Annotated in this window: 11 protein-coding genes and 1 pseudogene; 5 read left to right on the forward strand and 7 right to left on the reverse strand. The window is 61.9% G+C overall.

Translation table 11 applies throughout. The annotated features are described in order from the left end of the window. The 5 genes and pseudogenes from GTP69_RS06870 to cqsA all read right to left on the reverse strand — a co-directional run bounded on the left by GTP69_RS06870 (position 1) and on the right by cqsA (position 5,261). On the reverse strand, positions 1-780 hold the full coding sequence (locus GTP69_RS06870) for a DeoR/GlpR family DNA-binding transcription regulator (RefSeq protein ID WP_161054186.1): 780 nt from the start codon (positions 778-780) through the stop codon (positions 1-3). A gap of 46 nt (positions 781-826) precedes the next feature. Further along, positions 827-2,332: pseudogene (locus GTP69_RS06875) on the reverse strand (acyl CoA:acetate/3-ketoacid CoA transferase); the annotation flags it as partial. A gap of 10 nt (positions 2,333-2,342) precedes the next feature. Continuing rightward, complete coding sequence (locus GTP69_RS06880; RefSeq protein WP_161054188.1) at positions 2,343-3,617, reverse strand: DNA recombination protein RmuC; 1,275 nt, start codon at positions 3,615-3,617, stop codon at positions 2,343-2,345. 4 nt (positions 3,618-3,621) lie between these two features. Beyond that, positions 3,622-4,014, reverse strand: a complete 393-nt coding sequence (locus GTP69_RS06885) for a group II truncated hemoglobin (RefSeq protein ID WP_161054189.1) — start codon at positions 4,012-4,014, stop codon at positions 3,622-3,624. 14 nt (positions 4,015-4,028) lie between these two features. Further along, positions 4,029-5,261, reverse strand: coding sequence for an alpha-hydroxyketone-type quorum-sensing autoinducer synthase (cqsA, locus tag GTP69_RS06890; protein WP_161054190.1), 1,233 nt, complete (start codon positions 5,259-5,261; stop codon positions 4,029-4,031). Between the two features lie 174 nt (positions 5,262-5,435). On the opposite strand from cqsA, the gene GTP69_RS06895 reads away from it, so the two are divergent. Beyond that, complete coding sequence (locus tag GTP69_RS06895; protein ID WP_161054191.1) at positions 5,436-6,707, forward strand: sensor histidine kinase; 1,272 nt, start codon at positions 5,436-5,438, stop codon at positions 6,705-6,707. 3 nt (positions 6,708-6,710) lie between these two features. After that, the gene (locus tag GTP69_RS06900; RefSeq protein ID WP_161054192.1) at positions 6,711-7,718 is read left to right on the forward strand and encodes a hypothetical protein; all 1,008 of its coding nucleotides are present in this window, start codon (positions 6,711-6,713) and stop codon (positions 7,716-7,718) included. An 8-nt stretch (positions 7,719-7,726) separates the two neighbouring features. Here the strand turns inward: GTP69_RS06900 and GTP69_RS06905 are convergent, their stop codons facing one another. Further along, positions 7,727-10,264, reverse strand: a complete 2,538-nt coding sequence (locus GTP69_RS06905) for an ABC transporter permease (RefSeq protein WP_161054193.1) — start codon at positions 10,262-10,264, stop codon at positions 7,727-7,729. After that, positions 10,265-11,272 carry an adenosine deaminase gene (locus tag GTP69_RS06910; protein WP_161054194.1) on the reverse strand — a complete coding sequence of 336 codons (1,008 nt, stop codon included), beginning with the start codon at positions 11,270-11,272 and terminating at the stop codon, positions 10,265-10,267. Positions 11,273-11,714: 442 nt separating this feature from the next. On the opposite strand from GTP69_RS06910, the gene GTP69_RS06915 reads away from it, so the two are divergent. The 3 genes from GTP69_RS06915 (at position 11,715) to GTP69_RS06925 (ending at position 16,568) form a co-directional block, all read left to right on the forward strand. Further along, a complete protein-coding gene (locus GTP69_RS06915; RefSeq protein WP_161054195.1) occupies positions 11,715-13,637 on the forward strand; it encodes a PrkA family serine protein kinase in 1,923 nt (640 codons plus the stop codon). A gap of 111 nt (positions 13,638-13,748) precedes the next feature. Further along, the gene (locus GTP69_RS06920; RefSeq protein WP_161054196.1) at positions 13,749-15,017 is read left to right on the forward strand and encodes a YeaH/YhbH family protein; all 1,269 of its coding nucleotides are present in this window, start codon (positions 13,749-13,751) and stop codon (positions 15,015-15,017) included. 12 nt (positions 15,018-15,029) lie between these two features. After that, positions 15,030-16,568: a SpoVR family protein gene (locus GTP69_RS06925; RefSeq protein ID WP_161046763.1), complete on the forward strand. Its 1,539-nt coding sequence runs from the start codon at positions 15,030-15,032 to the stop codon at positions 16,566-16,568. Positions 16,569-16,674 lie beyond the last annotated feature (106 nt).

Raw genomic sequence — 16,674 nt, forward strand, 5'->3', positions numbered from 1 at the left:
TCAGGCGTCCGCGCGCAGCAGGTTGGCGCCGGCGGCGGCATACGCCGCAACCAGTTCCGCGCCCGCTTCCGCTTCGACGATCAGGTGAGTGAGTTGAGAGAGAGGCAGCACGCGGTAGGACGCCACGGCGCCCAGCTTGGCACCGGTGGCGACAACGGCGGTGGCTTTGCTTTGCGCGGCCAGGCGGCGCTTGAATTCCGCTTCTTCGTAATCGACCGCAGTAACGCCGGCATCAACGTCCACACCGCAGGCGCCGATGAAGTACAGGTCGGGATGAATCAGCTCTACCTCGCGCAGCGCGGTCGCTCCGACGCTGCCGCCGAGGCTTTGCTTGATGCGGCCACCGATCATGATCAGATCGATATGCGGTTTGTCCAGCAGCCGCGCGGCGATCGATGGCGCGTTGGTCAGCACCGTCAGCGGCACCGCCGGCAGCGCATCAGCGATGGCTAGGTTGCTGGAGCCGGCGTCGAGGAAAATGGTGGCGCCCTGCTGCACCAGCGTAGCGGCGGCGATGGCCAGGCGCGATTTGTCGGACTGCTGCCGCGTCATGCGCTGCGTCAGCGTACCGCCTTCCGGCGCGGCCGGCATGCGCACCGCGCCGCCATAGACCTTCTGACACAAGCCGGCCGCCGCCAGGTCGCGCAGGTCGCGGCGAATCGTGTCTTCGGTGACGTTGAGCTCACGCGCCAGCACGGCGGCCAGCACGCGGCCTTCGGTTTCGAGTTGCTTAAGTATTAACGCATGCCGCTCGGGCAGCAGGAGGTTGTCGGTTTTCATGCGCACATTGTACACAAATGCGCATAAACGTGCATAACTATGGATTCATAACACTGGGCAGGAATAAACGTGCATCCATCATTTTCAGCTGCGGACTGATAGTCGGCCGGAAGTCCATGTGCGCCAGGATGTCGCGCTCCACATCGATATCCGGCGCGATCTCGATCAGTTCCAGCCCGGACTCGCCATCCCGCAGCACCAGCCGAAACACGCAGCGCTCCGTCACGAACAAGGCTTCCTGCCCGCGCTGCGCCGCATAGCTGCCGCTGTAGGTGCGATGCTCGACTTCGTGGACAAACTTGCGCGTGGCGCCGCCAGCGGCGGTGAAGGTGCCGACAAACACCACCTTGCGCGCGTTCTGGCTGATGTTGATAAACCCGCCCGCGCCGGCCAGCTTGCTGCCAAATTTGCTGACATTCAGATTGCCCTGCCGGTCCGCCTGCGCCAGCCCGAGAATCGCCACATCGAGGCCGCCGCCGTCGTAAAAATCAAACTGGTAGGGCTGGTCGATCACCGCGTCGGCATTGATCGCCGCGCCAAAATTCAGGCCCGACGCCGGCATGCCGCCGATGACGCCCGCTTCCGCCGTCAGCGTCACCAGTTCCAGCATCTGCTCTTCGGCCGCCACCACCGCCACGCCTTCCGGCATGCCGATGCCGAGGTTGACCACGTCGCCCGGACGCAGCTCCATCAGCGCGCGGCGCGCGATCACCTTGCGGTCCGACAGCGGCATCTCGCCCAGCGCCGACAAGGCCACGCGTTCTTCGCTGGCGAAGGCCGGGTTGTAGGCCTCGGCAAACGTCTGCATGTGATAGGCCGGCTGCTCCGCCACCACCACATAGTCCACCAGGATGCCGGGGATCTTCACCTGGCGTGGATTGAGCGTGCCGCGCTGCGCGATACGTTCCACCTGCACGATGACGATGCCGCCCGAGTTATGCGCCGCCATGGCGATGGCCAAGGCTTCCAGCGTCAGCGCCTCGCGCTCCATGGTCACGTTGCCGTTGGCGTCGGCCGTGGTGCCCCGTATCAGCGCCACCTGGATCGGATGGGTCTTGTAGAACAGGTGCTCCTTGCCGCCGAGCGTGGTCAACTCGACCAGGTCTTCGGTGGTGCGGTCGTTGATCTTGCCGCCGCCATGACGCGGATCGACGAACGTGCCCAGGCCAACGTGCGTCAGCAATCCGGGCTTGCCGGCGGCGGTGTCGCGAAACAGCTGACTGATGACGCCTTGCGGCAGGTTGTAGGCTTCCACCTTGCCGCTGATGGCCAGCTGTTGCAGCTTGGGCACCAGGCTCCAGTGGCCGCCGATGATGCGCCGCACCAGCCCATCGTGGCCGAGGTGATTCAGGCCCCTGTCCTTGCCATCGCCCTGCCCGGCCGCATAAACCAGCGTCAGGTCGCGCGGCGTGGCAGTGGTCAGGAAGCGCTGCTCCAGCGCGACCGCCAGATTCTCGGCAAAGCCGACGCCAACAAAGCCGCCAGTGGCGATGGTGTCGCCGTCGCGTATCAGGCCCACGGCATGCGCCGCGCTCACCACCTTGCCGTTCATGCCGCGCTCCTTATTCCGTATCGAGGTCGCTCTTGTCCAACTCTGCGCCCATCAGCAACTGCGCCTGTTCGCTCGGTAGCGCCTCTACCGTTTTCAGCTTGCGCGCCATCACGCGGCTGCGGGTTTCGGCCGATTCGATATTCTTGGCGGCGCGCTCCAGCGTCAGCTTGGTGGCGGCCAGCACGTCGCCGAATTTGGAGAACTCGGTCTTCACCGCACCCAGCACCTGCCACACCTCCGACGAACGCTTTTCCAGCGCCAGCGTGCGGAAGCCCATTTGCAGGCTGTTAAGCAGCGCCGTCAGCGTCGACGGCCCGGCGATGCTGATGCGGTGCACGCGTTGCAAGTCGTCGGCCAGGCCGGGACGGCGCATCACTTCCGCGTACAAGCCTTCGGTTGGCAGGAACAGGATGGCGAAGTCGGTGGTGTGCGGCGGCGACACATATTTTTCGGAGATGGTCTTGGCTTCGACCCGCACCGCGCGTTCCAGTTCCCGGCCGGCCAGCGCCACGCCTTCCGCATCGGCGTTGTCGGCCGCTTCCAGCAAACGTTCGTACTGCTCTTTCGGGAACTTGGCATCAATCGGCATCCACACCGGCGTGCCATTGTCGTTCTGGCCCGGCAGCTTGAGCGCGAACTCGACGCGCGCGCCGCTGCCGGCGATGGTCTCGACGTTCTTGCCGTATTGTTCCGGCGTCAGCACCTGCTCCAGCAGCATCTCCAGCTGCACCTCGCCCCAGGTGCCGCGCGTCTTCACGTTGGTCAGCACGCGCTTCAAATCGCCGACGCCCAGCGCCAGCTGTTGCATTTCGCCCAGGCCTTGATGCACGCGCTCCAGCCGTTCCGACACCTGCTGGAACGACGCGGTCAAACGCGTCTCCAGCGTGGCGTGCAGTTTTTCGTCGACCGTCTTGCGCATCTCTTCGAGGCGCATACCGTTGTCGGCTTGCAGATCCTTGATTTTGGTTTCGAGTGTGCCGCGAATTTCCTCCATGCGCTGATGCATGGTGTCGGCAAACGCCTTCAGGCTGCGCGCCTGTTCGTTGCGGCCGACCAGTCCTTGCGCCTCCAGCTGGCGGCGCATCGCTTCAAACTGCTGCGTGGTGGCCGCGTTACTGGTTTGCGCCGTGGTTTGCAGCTGCATGCGCACTTCGCGCTCGACGCGTTCGATGCGTTCGGCCAGATCGGCCGCCGGGCTGCTGCTGGATCGCAGCATCGCCAGTACCTGCAATACGATCACGGCGGCCAGCGCCGCCAACAACACGAAAAACTCGATCTGGCTCATGGGCTTAATCCGGCTTGTTACGCATCCAGTCGGCGGTCTGGAAGAAGGAGTTCATCAGCCGCACGCGCAGTTCGGTGTCGATGCCGACATCCTCCATCGCCCACGCCATGCAGCGCAGCCACTGGTCGCGCTCCTGGGTGCCGATGGCGAACGGCATGTGCCGCATGCGCAGGCGCGGATGGCCGTGCGCTTCCTGGTACAGGTCCGGGCCGCCCATCCAGCCGCTGAGGAACATGAACAGGCGCTGGCGCGCGTTTTCCAGCGACGGGCCGTGCACGGAGCGCAGCAGCTGGAACTCCAGTTCCAGTTCCATCAAATCATAAAAGCGGTCGACCATGTCGCGCACGGTCGGCTCGCCACCAATTACTTCATACAGGGTGCGGGATTCTTCAGTCATCCCGCCATGATAGCTTATACCAGCGCCAGCTTGCGCAGGCGCCGCGTGGAAGACCAGTTCTCCAGCCCGACCTGGCCGCGAATCTCGTCGCAGGCGTGGATGATGCGCGCCAGCTGCGCGCGATCCAGCCCGGAATTGAGCGTCAGCCGCACCAGCGAACGGTTCTTCGGCGTGGCCGGCGCGCAGAACATGGCGCCGTAGACGCCGTGGTTTTCCAGCAGCTTGCGCAAGGCCAGCGTCTTCGGCTCCGGCCCCGGTTCCAGCGCGATGATTTGTTCGCTGCCGTCGCTGACGTTGTAGCCCAGGGCGCTCAGCTCCTCGCGCAATTCGCGCGCGTGCGCATGCAGCGTGGCGCGGCGGTCGTCGGCAGCGGCGATGAAGTCGATGGCGGCGTCGAACCACGCCAGCTCATGCCCCAGCAAGCAAGAGCTGAAAATCGCCGGCCGCGACTCCGACAAGAAGTAACCCTTGAAGTAGCTGGAACAACTGATGAAACCCGCCCGTCCGGCAAACGCCTTGGCCAGCGACGCCGTCCGAAAATGCACCCTGTCGCTCAGGCCCAGCGCCGCCACCAGCCCGGCGCCGCGCGGCCCGTGCGTGCCCAGCGAATGCGACTCGTCGACAATCAGCATGCAGCCGCTGCGCTCCGCAATCTCCACCAGTTCCGCCAGCGGCGCCACGCTGCCGTTGGTGCTGTACAGCGCATCGACCACGATCAGCCCGCGGCCGTGGCGCTGCAACTGCTTCTGCAAATGCTCCATGTCGTTATGCAGGAAGGACACCGGCAGCGCGCCGGCCGACTGCACGCCTTCCCACAGCGAGGCGTGCGCCTGCATGTCCAGATATACCGGGATGCCCGGCCCGGCCAGCGTCTGCACCAGGCCAACGTTGGCGGCCCAGCCGGATTGCGCCAGGATGCCGTCCTCCGCCCCCATGAAGCGCGCCAGCTTGCGTTCCAGCCGGTGCTGGGCGCTGCCTTCCTGCAGATACACGGCCGACATCAGCATCTCGCCCTGGCTGTGCTGCAAGGCCTTCACCTGCGCACTCACCAGCGCCGGCTCCCCAGCCAGGCACAGATAGTCATTGCCCGCCAAAAACACCGCGTTAGCCGGCGTCGGCTGCCAGGCGTGCGGGTGTTCGCCACCCAGCAACTGGGCAATCCGCGTGACGTAGTGCAAGTCCATGCGGCGGGCGACAAAGTCGGGAAAAAGGGAATGAGCTTGGTGTTCGGCAATAGCGTAGGTCATGGCGAAATCTCCTGGAGGTAGGAACAAAAAGGTTGTTTTTTTATGAACCGCGAAGCCCACGATGCGGCGAAAAAAACTCAAAGAGATTGATGCGGATCAATTCCCGTTTTGATACCCCCAAACACGTTGTAAATTAAGGCCATGATGGCAACTTGATAAAAATCAAACGTGATCATGAGGCCGACCCTGCAAGAACGCTGGAAGCGCTGGCAACACGGACTGGTCCAGTCTTTGTTGCTGTATCACGGCCGCGAAGACCATGCGACCGTGCGCGTGCTGCTGCTGTCCTGCATCGGCACGGTGGGCATGCCGCTGTACTACGTGATCTGGCAGCACTTCTTCCCGCAGGAATACGAGTCGCTGTCGCTGCGCCTGCTCGGCATCCTGTTGTGCGCGCTCGGCCTGTTCGCGCGCCAGTTCAGCCGGCAGATGCTGAACCTGTACCTGCTGGTCACGCTCAGCTACATCTTTCCGTTCTTCTTCACGTTTATGTTTTTGATGAACCACGCGTCCGGTGTATGGGGCGAATCGCTACTGATCGGGCTGGTGGTGCTGTTCCATTTCGATACCGGCCTGGCGCTGCGGGCCTACCTCATCGGCACCACGCTGGCCTGCGTGGCGGCGACCGCGCTGGGCGCCGGCGAGATGCTACTGAGCCGGCAGGTGTTGCAGCAGTTGCCGATCCACCTGTTCACCATCGCCGTGCTGTCGGTGGCCAAGATCAGCCGCCATGTGCTGGCGCAGGAAAAACTGGCCGGCATGGGCGCCGGCCTGGCCACCGTGGCGCATGAGTTGCGCACGCCGCTGACCAGCGTCGACGCCAACGTGCGCGGCCTGCTGCGCATGATGGCTGACGCCCAAAGCCCGGGCCAGAGTCCGGACGACCGCCTGACCATCATCGACGCGCTGGCGCGCATCCAGTTCGAGGTGCGCCATATGAACCACATGATCGACCTGTTTTTGCTGAGCGCCACGGCGGTGCGGCAAAACCTGCACCCGGTGGAGACGGTGTCGATGGAAACCGTGGTGGAGGCGGTGCTGAAGCGCTATCCGTTCTCCAGCACCAAGCAGCAAAAGCAGGTCAAGCTGGAGGTGCGTCACAACTTCCAGTTTGCCGGCCAGACGGAACTGGCGGTGGTGGTGCTGCTTAACCTGCTGCGCAATGCACTACGCGCTGTGCAGCGCGCCGGCAAGGGGCGCGTGCGCATCATCATCGACGGCGGCCACCAGCCGCCACGCCTGCTGTTCATCGATACCGGCTGCGGCATACCGACCTCGCAGCTGGCGATGATTTTCCGCCGCTTCTATTCGCATCCGCCGCACAACGGCGCCGGCATCGGCCTCGCGCTGTGCCAGGAAATCATGGACGCGTGGCGCGCCAAGATCCGCTGCGTATCGCGCGAGAGCGCCTACGCCATCTTCATACTGGAATTCCCCGCGAGGTGAACCATGCATCTACCCGTCTACGCCCATCCCACGCTGACCGTGCTGATAGACGACAGCGACTCGTTCTTGCGCAGCCTGTCGTTCCAGCTCGATCCCATGTTGGCCAACAAGACCTTCCACGACACCGCCGAAGCGCTGGTATGGCTACGCGCCAGCGCGCTGGAACGCGACATGCCGCTGCACGTCAACTTCGACATGCAGAACCTGCCGGCCGACCAGTACAACGTAGCGCTGGACCTGGAACGCATCTACCGCATCGCCGAACAGCGCGAACGCTTTGCAATTCCGTCGGTGCTGGTGGTGGATTATTCGATGCCGCAGATGAACGGCGTGGAGTTCTGCGAAGCGGTGGCGCACCTGCCGTGCAAGAAGATCCTGTTCACCGGCGCGGCCGATGAAAAGATCGCCGTCAGCGCCTTCAACCGCGGCCTGATTGACCGCTACATCAAGAAGAGCGACGACCACGCGCTGGATATCCTGGAGATGGAAGTGGCGGCGCTACAGGAGCGCTATTTCGACAACCGCTCCGACACCATCCGCGACATGGTGGCGCTGCACGATTACCGCTTTTTGACCGATCCGGCGCTGGCGGAAGTAGTGCGGGAACTCAAGCGCACGCTGGGCTTCATCGAGCATTACATCTTCCCCAACCCGACCGGCATCCTGTTCCTCGACCGCGACGGCAAGGCCACGCTGATGATGATTGAAACCGAGGAAAGCATGCAGTCGCAATATGAGATCGCCCGTGACAGCGATGCGCCACGGTCGCTGCTGCGCGCGCTGCTGGAGCGGCGCGTGCTGACCTTCTTCAGCGATCCGTATGGCGACGGCATGTACACCAGCAGCATGAGCGAGAACTGGCACCGCTACAGCGCCGCGCCGCGCATCTGCCAGGGCAAGGAGACGTATTACTGGGCGCTGTTCGAACTGCCGGCCCATTACTTCGACCAGCGCCCTTACACCTATGCGCAGTTCCTGCAGGAGCTGCAGCCGCAGGTGATTGCGGCTTAGCTGACTGCTTATGCTTCGCGCAGCGTTTGCAGCGGTGGCTGGCGCAACACGTTGCGCAGTCCCAGCCAGCCACCGGCGATGGCGCACAGTGCGCCGGCCAACAGGCCGACCAGCCACACGACAGGGCTGAATTCCCACGCAAACTTGAACTGGTAGGTAGCCAGCGCCCAGCCCATGGCCGCCGCGCCGGTCGCCGCCAGCACGCCGGACAGCGCGCCGACCAGCGTGAACTCGATCAACTGCGCCTGCGACAGCTGCTTGCGTGTCGCGCCCAAGGCCCGCAACAGGCCCGCCTCGCGCGTGCGCTCGTCCTGGGAACCCATCAGCGCCGCGTACAGCACCAGCACGCCCGAGGCCAGCGTAAAGATGAACAGGAACTCCACCGCCGTGATCACCTGATCCAGCACCGCCTGCACCTGGCGCAGGATGCCGCCGACATCGACGATGGTCAGGTTGGGATAATCACGCGTCAGCGCATTCATCGCCGCGCCCTGCCCTTGCGGCAGATGGAAGGCGGTGATCCAGCTTTGCGACACTTCCGTCATCGCCGCCGGGTTGATGATGACGAAGAAGTTGACCCGCATAGAGCCCCAATCGAGCTTGCGGATGCTGGTGATGGTCACATCAACCGGCGTGCCGGCGATATCGAAGCGCAGCTTGTCGCCCAGCTTCCAGTGCAGCGTCTTGGCGATGCCCTGCTCCACCGAGGCTTCGCCGAAGCCCGGCTTATCCTCGAACCATTTGCCTTCGACCAGCTTGTTCTCGGCCTGCATTTGCGCCATCGAAGACAGATTGAATTCGCGGTCGGCCAGGCCTTTGGCGCGGTCTTCGGTGTAGGTTTCGGCGGTGACCTGCTTGTCGTTCACTGCGGTCAGGCGGCCGCGTATCATCGGGTACTGCGGCGCGTACTGCACGCCCGCCGCTTGCAGGCGCTTGCCGAGGTCCTGCTGCTGCTCCGGCTGGATGTTGATGATGAAGCGGTTCGGCGCATCCGGCGGCGTGGCGTTGCGCCAGGCCGTCATCAGGTCGCCGCGCACCACGGTCAGCACCAGCAGCGCCATCATGCCCAGCGCCAGCGATACCACCTGCACGATGGTGGCGCCGGGGCGACGCTGCAAGGACGTGACGGCGAAGCGCCAGCTTTGATGGTCGATCGCGCCGCGCAGCGAGCGCAAGGAACGCAGGCCAAGCCAGGCCACCAGCGCGAATACGGCAAACGCGCCGATGAAGCCCAAGGCCGTGTACAGCGCCATCTCCACATCGCCCGCTTGCCACAGCAGCAGCGCCACAAAGCCGGCCATGCCGAAGCCGTAGGTGGCCAGCGCGGTGACTTTCGGCGGTTCCTGTTCGCGGCGGATCACGCGGTTGTGCGGCACTTTGCGCAGTTGCAGGATAGGCGGCAGCGCAAACGCGGCCAGCAGCAGGATGCCGATCGCCATGCCCTGCAGCGCCGGGTAGATGGTCGGCGCCGGCAGTTCGGCGGAGACCAGTGATCCCAGCACTTCCAGCAGCACGTAGTGCGCGCCGAAGCCGAGCGCCACACCCATCGCGCTGCCCAGCAGTCCGACCAGCAGGAATTCGATCAGGTACATGCTGGTGACCTGGTTCTGCGTCAGGCCCAGGCAGCGCAGCATGGCGCAGGCGTCGAGGTGGCGCTGCATGAAGCGGCGCGCGGCCATCGCCACGGCCACCGCCGCCAGCATCGCCGACAGCAGGCCGACCAGCGACAGGAAGCGGTCCGCGCGTTCCAGCGTGGCCTGCATTTCAGGGCGGCCGTTTTCCAGCGACTCCACGCGCACGCCCTTGATGTTGTTGTTCTTGATTTCCGCTTGCAGCCAGTCCTGATAAGCCTTGGCGACGGCGGTGCCGTTTTTCAGCGACGGCGGCGTGCCGACCAGCAGACGGTAATTCACGCGCGAGCCGGGTTGGACCAGGTTGGTGGCGTCCAGGTCGGACAGCGCCAGCATCACGCGCGGCGCGAAGGCCAGGAAATTGGCGCCGCGATCCGGCTCGGTGGCGATCAGCTGCGTAACGGTAAAGGTCTTGTCGCCCAGCTTGAGCGGCTGGCCGATATTGGTTTTCAGGCTGCCCAGCAGGCCCGGTTCGATCCACACCGTGCCCGGTGCGGGAACGGAGCTGGCGGGCATGCCGATGCTTTGCTCGGCCTGAGCGGCGTCGGTGGTGATCTTCACCTTGCCGCGCAAGGGGTAGCCGGGGCCGACGGCTTTCAAAGCCGACAGCATGGAGGTGGACGCATCGCCCTCGCCGGCTTGCGCCATGCTGGGGAAGGTGACGGTATCGGTCACCGTCAGGCCGCGCTGGATGGCTTGCGCACGCCAGTCGGCACGTACCGGCAAGTCGGCGCTGACCACCACGTCGGCGCCCAGCAACTGGTGGGCGTCGCGATCCAGCCCGCTGCGCAAGCGGTCGATGAAGAAGCCGGTGGCGGACAAGGCAGCCACCGCCACCGTCAGCGCGATCAGCAGAAAGCGCAACTGGCCGGCACGCCAGTCGCGCGCCGTCATGTTGAGGGCGAGTTTGAGCATTTAGATTTTAGCGAAGAAGGCGTCTACTTCATCAAGATACTGCTGCTTTTTCTCGGCCGGCAGGAAGGCTGCCGAGAAGCCGTTGCGCGCCAGTGTCTGCGCGTGCGACAGGCCCAGTGGCAGCGCCTCAAAGGTGGCGATGAAGTTGTCGTTCATGTAGCCGCCGAAGTAGGCAGGATCGTCCGAGTTGACGGTCGCCACGATGCCGGCGTCCAGCAGTTCCAGAATATTGTGCTGCTCCATTTTGTCGAACACGCACAGCTTGATGTTGGACAGCGGGCACACGGTCAGCGCCATCTTTTCGCGCGCCAGGCGCTCGGTCAGCGCCTTGTCTTCCAGACAGCGCACGCCGTGGTCGATGCGTTCCACCTTGAGCGTATCGAGCGCGGTGTAGATGTAGGCTGGCGGTCCCTCTTCGCCCGCATGCGCCACCAGGTGCAGACCCAGTGCGTGGCAACGCGCAAACACGTTGGCGAACTTCTCCGGTGGATTGCCGACTTCCGACGAGTCCAGCCCGACGCCGATGAATTTGTCGCGGTACGGCAGCGCCGCTTCCAGCGTGGCAATCGCATCTTCTTCCGACAGGTGACGCAGGAAGCACAGGATCAGCGTGGCGCTGACCGGGCTGTCCTGGCAGGCGCGGTAGATGCCGTCAATCACCACCTTGATATCGACGCCGCGCGCGGTGTGCGTTTGCGGATCGAAGAAGATTTCGGTGTGGCGGACATTGTCCTCTTCCGCGCGCTTGAGGTAGGCGGCGGTCATGTCGTAAAAATCCTGTTCCTGCAACAACACGCTGGCGCCGGCGTAGTAAATGTCGAGGAAGGATTGCAAGTCAGTAAAAGCGTACGCCGCGCGCAACTCTTCCACCGAACCGTACGCCAGCTTGACGCCGTTGCGTTCGGCCAGCGCGAAGATCAGTTCGGGCTCCAGCGAGCCTTCGATATGGATGTGCAGCTCGGCTTTTGGCATTTGCTGCAAAACACGGCGTAATTGATCGTTCAACATTTGATTTATTCCTGTTACTTGGTTCCTGAATTGATCCATCTTATCTCATGCGGCGGAGAGTGTGGCAGCACATCTTCGCAAGCCGTGTTACTGTGGTGTTGAAGGACTAAAAAACACCACGAAATTGACGTGATTAAATCGATATTTTCTTTTTAAATCATGAAGTTACAAAAGAGTATTAACGATATTACGACATACCTTTTGACTTCCTGCGGCAATAGCGCAATAATCAATTTCATAGACGTAAGAAGCGTTACGACCAACACATAAAAGCCGCCATCCGGCCAGAAAGCCAGCTCAAAGGCACGGGCAATCCGCGCCACCCAAGAGAAGCTGACCAGAAGAAAAATAAGAACGAAAGGGATTATACAAATCGGAGCCAGGGCAGGCGAACTGCCGGTGACTCGTGACAAGCAGGTTTTCATCATCAAAGGACATTCACATGACCATTTTTGACAACTACGCCGCACGATACGAACGGACCAAAGAAGAAGAGATGTCCATGAAGGAATATCTCGAACTTTGCAAGAAAGACCGGCTGACCTATGCCAGCGCCGCCGAGCGCATGCTGGCCGCCATTGGCGAACCCACCCTGATCGACACGCGCAACGACACGCGCTTGTCGCGCATCTTCGCCAACAAGATCATCAAGATTTATCCGGCATTTCGCGAGTTCTACGGCACCGAAGAAGTAATCGAGCAAGTGGTGTCCTATTTCCGCCACGCGGCGCAGGGACTGGAAGAACGCAAGCAGATCCTTTACCTGCTGGGCCCGGTGGGCGGCGGTAAATCGTCGATCGCGGAAAAGCTCAAGTCGCTGATGGAGCATGTGCCCTTCTATTGCCTGAAAGGTTCGCCGGTGAATGAATCGCCGCTGGGTCTGTTCAACGAGGAGGAGGATGGCACCATCCTCGAAGAAGACTACGGCATCCCGCGCCGCTACCTGCGCAATATTCCATCGCCGTGGGCGGTCAAGCGCCTGCACGAATTCAACGGCGACATCAACCAGTTCCGCGTGATCCGGCGCTACCCGTCGGTGCTGAAACAGATCGGCATTTCCAAAACGGAACCGGGCGACGAGAACAACCAGGATATTTCTTCGCTGGTCGGCAAGGTCGATATCCGCAAGCTGGAAGATTATTCGCAGGACGATCCGGACGCCTACAGCTACTCCGGCGGGCTGTGCCTGTCCAACCAGGGTCTGATGGAATTCGTCGAGATGTTCAAGGCGCCGATCAAGGTGCTGCATCCGCTGCTGACCGCCACCCAGGAAGGCAACTACAAGGGCACCGAGGGCTTTGGCGCGATTCCGTTTGACGGCGTGGTGCTGGCGCACTCGAATGAGTCCGAGTGGAAAACCTTCAAGAACAACCGCAACAACGAGGCGTTCCTCGATCGTATCTACATCGTCAAAGTGCCGTATTGCCTGCGCGTCAGCGATGAGATCAAGATCTACGACAAGCTGCTGTTTAATTCTTCGCTGTCGAGTGCGCCTTGCGCGCCGGGCACCTTGCGCATGATGGCGCAGTTCGCCATCCTGTCGCGGCTGAAAGATCCGGAGAACTCCAGCATCTTCAGCAAGATGCTGGTGTACGACGGCGACAACCTCAAGGACACCGATCCGAAGGCCAAGTCGATCCACGAGTATGTCGATTACGCCGGCGTGGATGAAGGCATGAACGGGCTGTCGACGCGCTTTGCGTTCAAGATCCTGTCCAAGGTGTTTAACTTCGATAACACCGAAGTGGCGGCCAATCCGGTGCATTTGCTGTACGTGCTGGAGCAACAGGTCGAGCGCGAGCAGTTCCCGCCTGAACTGGAGCAGAAATACTTCTCGTACATCAAGGAGCACCTGGCGCAGCGCTATGTCGAATTTATCGGCAAGGAAATTCAGACCGCCTATCTGGAATCGTATTCCGAATACGGCCAGAATATCTTCGACCGCTACGTCACCTTTGCCGACTTCTGGATCCAGGACCAGGAATACCGCGATCCGGATACCGGCGAGAGCTTCGACCGCGAATCGCTGAACAACGAACTGGAAAAAATCGAGAAGCCGGCCGGCATTTCGAATCCCAAGGATTTCCGCAACGAGATTGTCAACTTCGGGCTGCGGGCGCGCGCTAATAATGGGGGCAAGAATCCTGCGTGGACCAGTTATGAAAAGTTCCGCACCGTGATCGAGAAGAAGATGTTCTCCAACACGGAAGAGCTGCTGCCGGTGATTTCGTTCAACGCCAAGGCCAGCGCGGAAGACGCCAACAAGCACGCCGACTTTGTCGCGCGCATGGTGGAGAAAGGCTACACCGCCAAGCAGGTACGCTTGCTGTGCGAATGGTATCTGCGCGTGAGGAAGTCGTCATAAAGCCCGTCGCTCCCGCGCAGGCGGGAGCCCATAGAACGCGTGAATGCACGCTCAGCATGGGTTCCCGCTTTCGCGGGAACGACGCGGCAGGTATTCTGTAGGAGGCATCTTTTGACTTACCTCATCGACCGTCGTTTGCAAGGCAAGAACAAGTCCGCCGTCAACCGCGAACGCTTCTTGCGGCGTTACAAATCGCAGATCAAGGACGCGGTGGGCCGCGCCATCAAGGGCCGCTCCATCACCGACGTTGAGAACGGCGAAAAGGTCTCCATCCCGGTCAAGGATGTGAGCGAGCCCTCCTTTGGCCACGCCCATGGCGGCGTGTGGGAAGTGGTCAATCCCGGCAACCAGGAATACCTGAAAGGCGATCAGATCAACCGGCCTAAGGGCGGCGGCGGTTCCGGCCGCGGCAAGGCCGGCAATAGCGACCAGATGACCGAAGACGACTTCATCTTCGAACTGTCGCGCGAAGAGTTCATGAACTATTTCTTCGAGGACCTGGAACTGCCGCACATGGTCAAGACCCAGCTGACCGCCAGCACCGACTTCAAGAATCAGCGCGCCGGCTACAATATGTCCGGCACGCCCTCCAACATCCACGTGCTGCGTTCGCTGCGCGGCGCACTGGGCCGGCGCATCGCGGTTGGCGGCGGTTCGCGCAAGCGCGTCGCCGAGGCCGAGCGCGAACTGGAACAACTGCTGCTGGACGGCGTGTCGCTGCATGACGCACGCGTGGTCGAGCTGAAGAAACTGATCCACCACCTGCACACGCGCCTGCTGGCGATTCCCTTCATCGACCCGTTCGACCTGCGCTACACCAACCGCATCAAGGTGCCCAAGCCGATGACGCAGGCGGTGATGTTCTGCATCATGGACGTTTCCGGTTCGATGGACGAGACGCGCAAGGATACCGCCAAGCGCTTCTTCATCCTGCTGTACCTGTTCCTCAAGCGCGTGTACGACAAGATCGAGGTGGTGTTCATCCGCCACCACACGGCTGCGGCCGAGGTGGACGAGGAAGAGTTCTTCCACTCGCGCGAATCGGGCGGCACGGTGGTGTCGTCGGCGCTGCATCTGCTGGACAAGATCATCGACGAGCGCTACGGCGGTGGTAGCTACAACGCCTACGTGGCGCAAGCCTCGGATGGCGACAACTGGGACAACGACTCGGTGCTGTGCCGCCAGTTGCTGGTCAACACCATCATGCCCAAGGTCCAGTATTACACCTACGTCGAGATCACCGACGGCCCGCCGCAAAACCTGTGGGAACAATATTCGCAGGTGCCCGATCACCACCAGCATTTCGCCATGCAGAAAATCGTCACGCCGGCCGATATCTATCCGGTATTCCGTGAACTGTTCAAGAAGCAGCCGAAGTAGTGGATCCCCTCTATGAATGATATGACCGCCAAACCGCGTCACCCCAACGCCCTGCCCGAACAATCGGAATGGACCTTTGAGCTGATCGAACAGATTCACCAGGAAATCCGCCGCGTGGCCGAGGGCTTCGGGCTGGATACGTATCCGAACCAGCTGGAGATCATCACCGCCGAGCAGATGATGGACGCCTACACCTCGGTCGGCATGCCGGTGTCGTACAACCACTGGTCGTTCGGCAAGCACTTCCTCAGCACCGAGAAGGGCTACAAGCGCGGGCAGATGGGACTGGCATACGAGATCGTCATCAACTCCAATCCCTGCATCGCCTACCTGATGGAGGAAAACAGCCTGACCATGCAGTCGCTGGTGATCGCCCATGCGGCCTACGGCCACAACTCCTTCTTCAAGGGCAATTACCTGTTCCGCACCTGGACCGACGCCGAGGCCATCGTCGACTACATGGTGTTCGCCAAGAACTACATCGCCGAATGCGAACAGCGCCACGGCATCGACGCGGTCGAGACGCTGCTCGATTCCTGCCACGCGATCCAGAACTACGGCGTCGACCGCTACAAGCGGCCGGCCAAGCTGTCGCTGATGGAAGAGCGCGCGCGGCAGAAGGAACGCGAAGCCTATGTGCAGTCGCAGCTCAACGACCTGTGGCGCACACTGCCGCGTCGCGAAGAGGAAGAAACCGCCAAGGCGGCCAAGCGCTTCCCGGTCGAGCCGGAAGAAAACCTGCTGTACTTCATCGAGAAGTACGCGCCGCTGCTGGAACCGTGGCAGCGCGAGATGGTGCGGATAGTACGTAAGATCTCTCAGTACTTCTACCCACAGCGCCAGACCCAGGTGATGAACGAAGGCTGGGCCACCTTCTGGCACTACACCATCCTCAACCAGTTGTACGATGAGAGCGTGATCGGCGACGGCTTCATGATGGAGTTCCTCAAGAGCCATACCAACGTGGTCTACCAGCCGCCGGTCAACAGCCCGCACTACAGCGGCATCAACCCGTACGCGCTGGGCTTTGCCATGATGACCGACATCCGCCGCATCTGCGAAAATCCGACCGACGAAGACCGCGAATGGTTCCCCGACATCGCCGGCAGCGACTGGCAAAAGACGCTCGATTTCGCCATGCGCAATTTCAAGGACGAGAGCTTCATCGCCCAGTACCTGTCGCCCAAGCTGATCCGCGAGTTCCACTTCTTCGCCGTCCTGGACGACGACAACAACGAGAAGCTCAACGTCTCGGCCATCCACGATGACAGCGGCTACCGATACGTGCGCCAGCAACTTGCGGAACAATATAATCTGGGTAACCGTGAGCCCAACATCCAGGTATGGTCGGTCAACACCCAGGACGACCGCGCGCTGACCTTGCGCCATACCCAGTTCCAGCGCCGACCGCTGAACCAGCAGGCCGGCGAAGTGCTGAAGCATGTTGCACGCTTATGGGGCTTCGACGTCCATCTGGAAACAGTGGCGCCAAACGGCGAAGTCATCAGTACCCTGGAGGTCAGACGGGAGAAGCGCGGCAGGATCCCATGACCAACTAATATATAAGGCTTTTTTCAGGCACCGTGTCTGCACCAGTTTCAGGCACGGCTCTTGCAAGAGTCAGAACCGGGGGCAGCGACGGCGCGCTGACCCCGGT

This window comes from Duganella levis, assembly GCF_009857605.1.
Lineage (GTDB): Bacteria > Pseudomonadota > Gammaproteobacteria > Burkholderiales > Burkholderiaceae_D > Rugamonas > Rugamonas levis.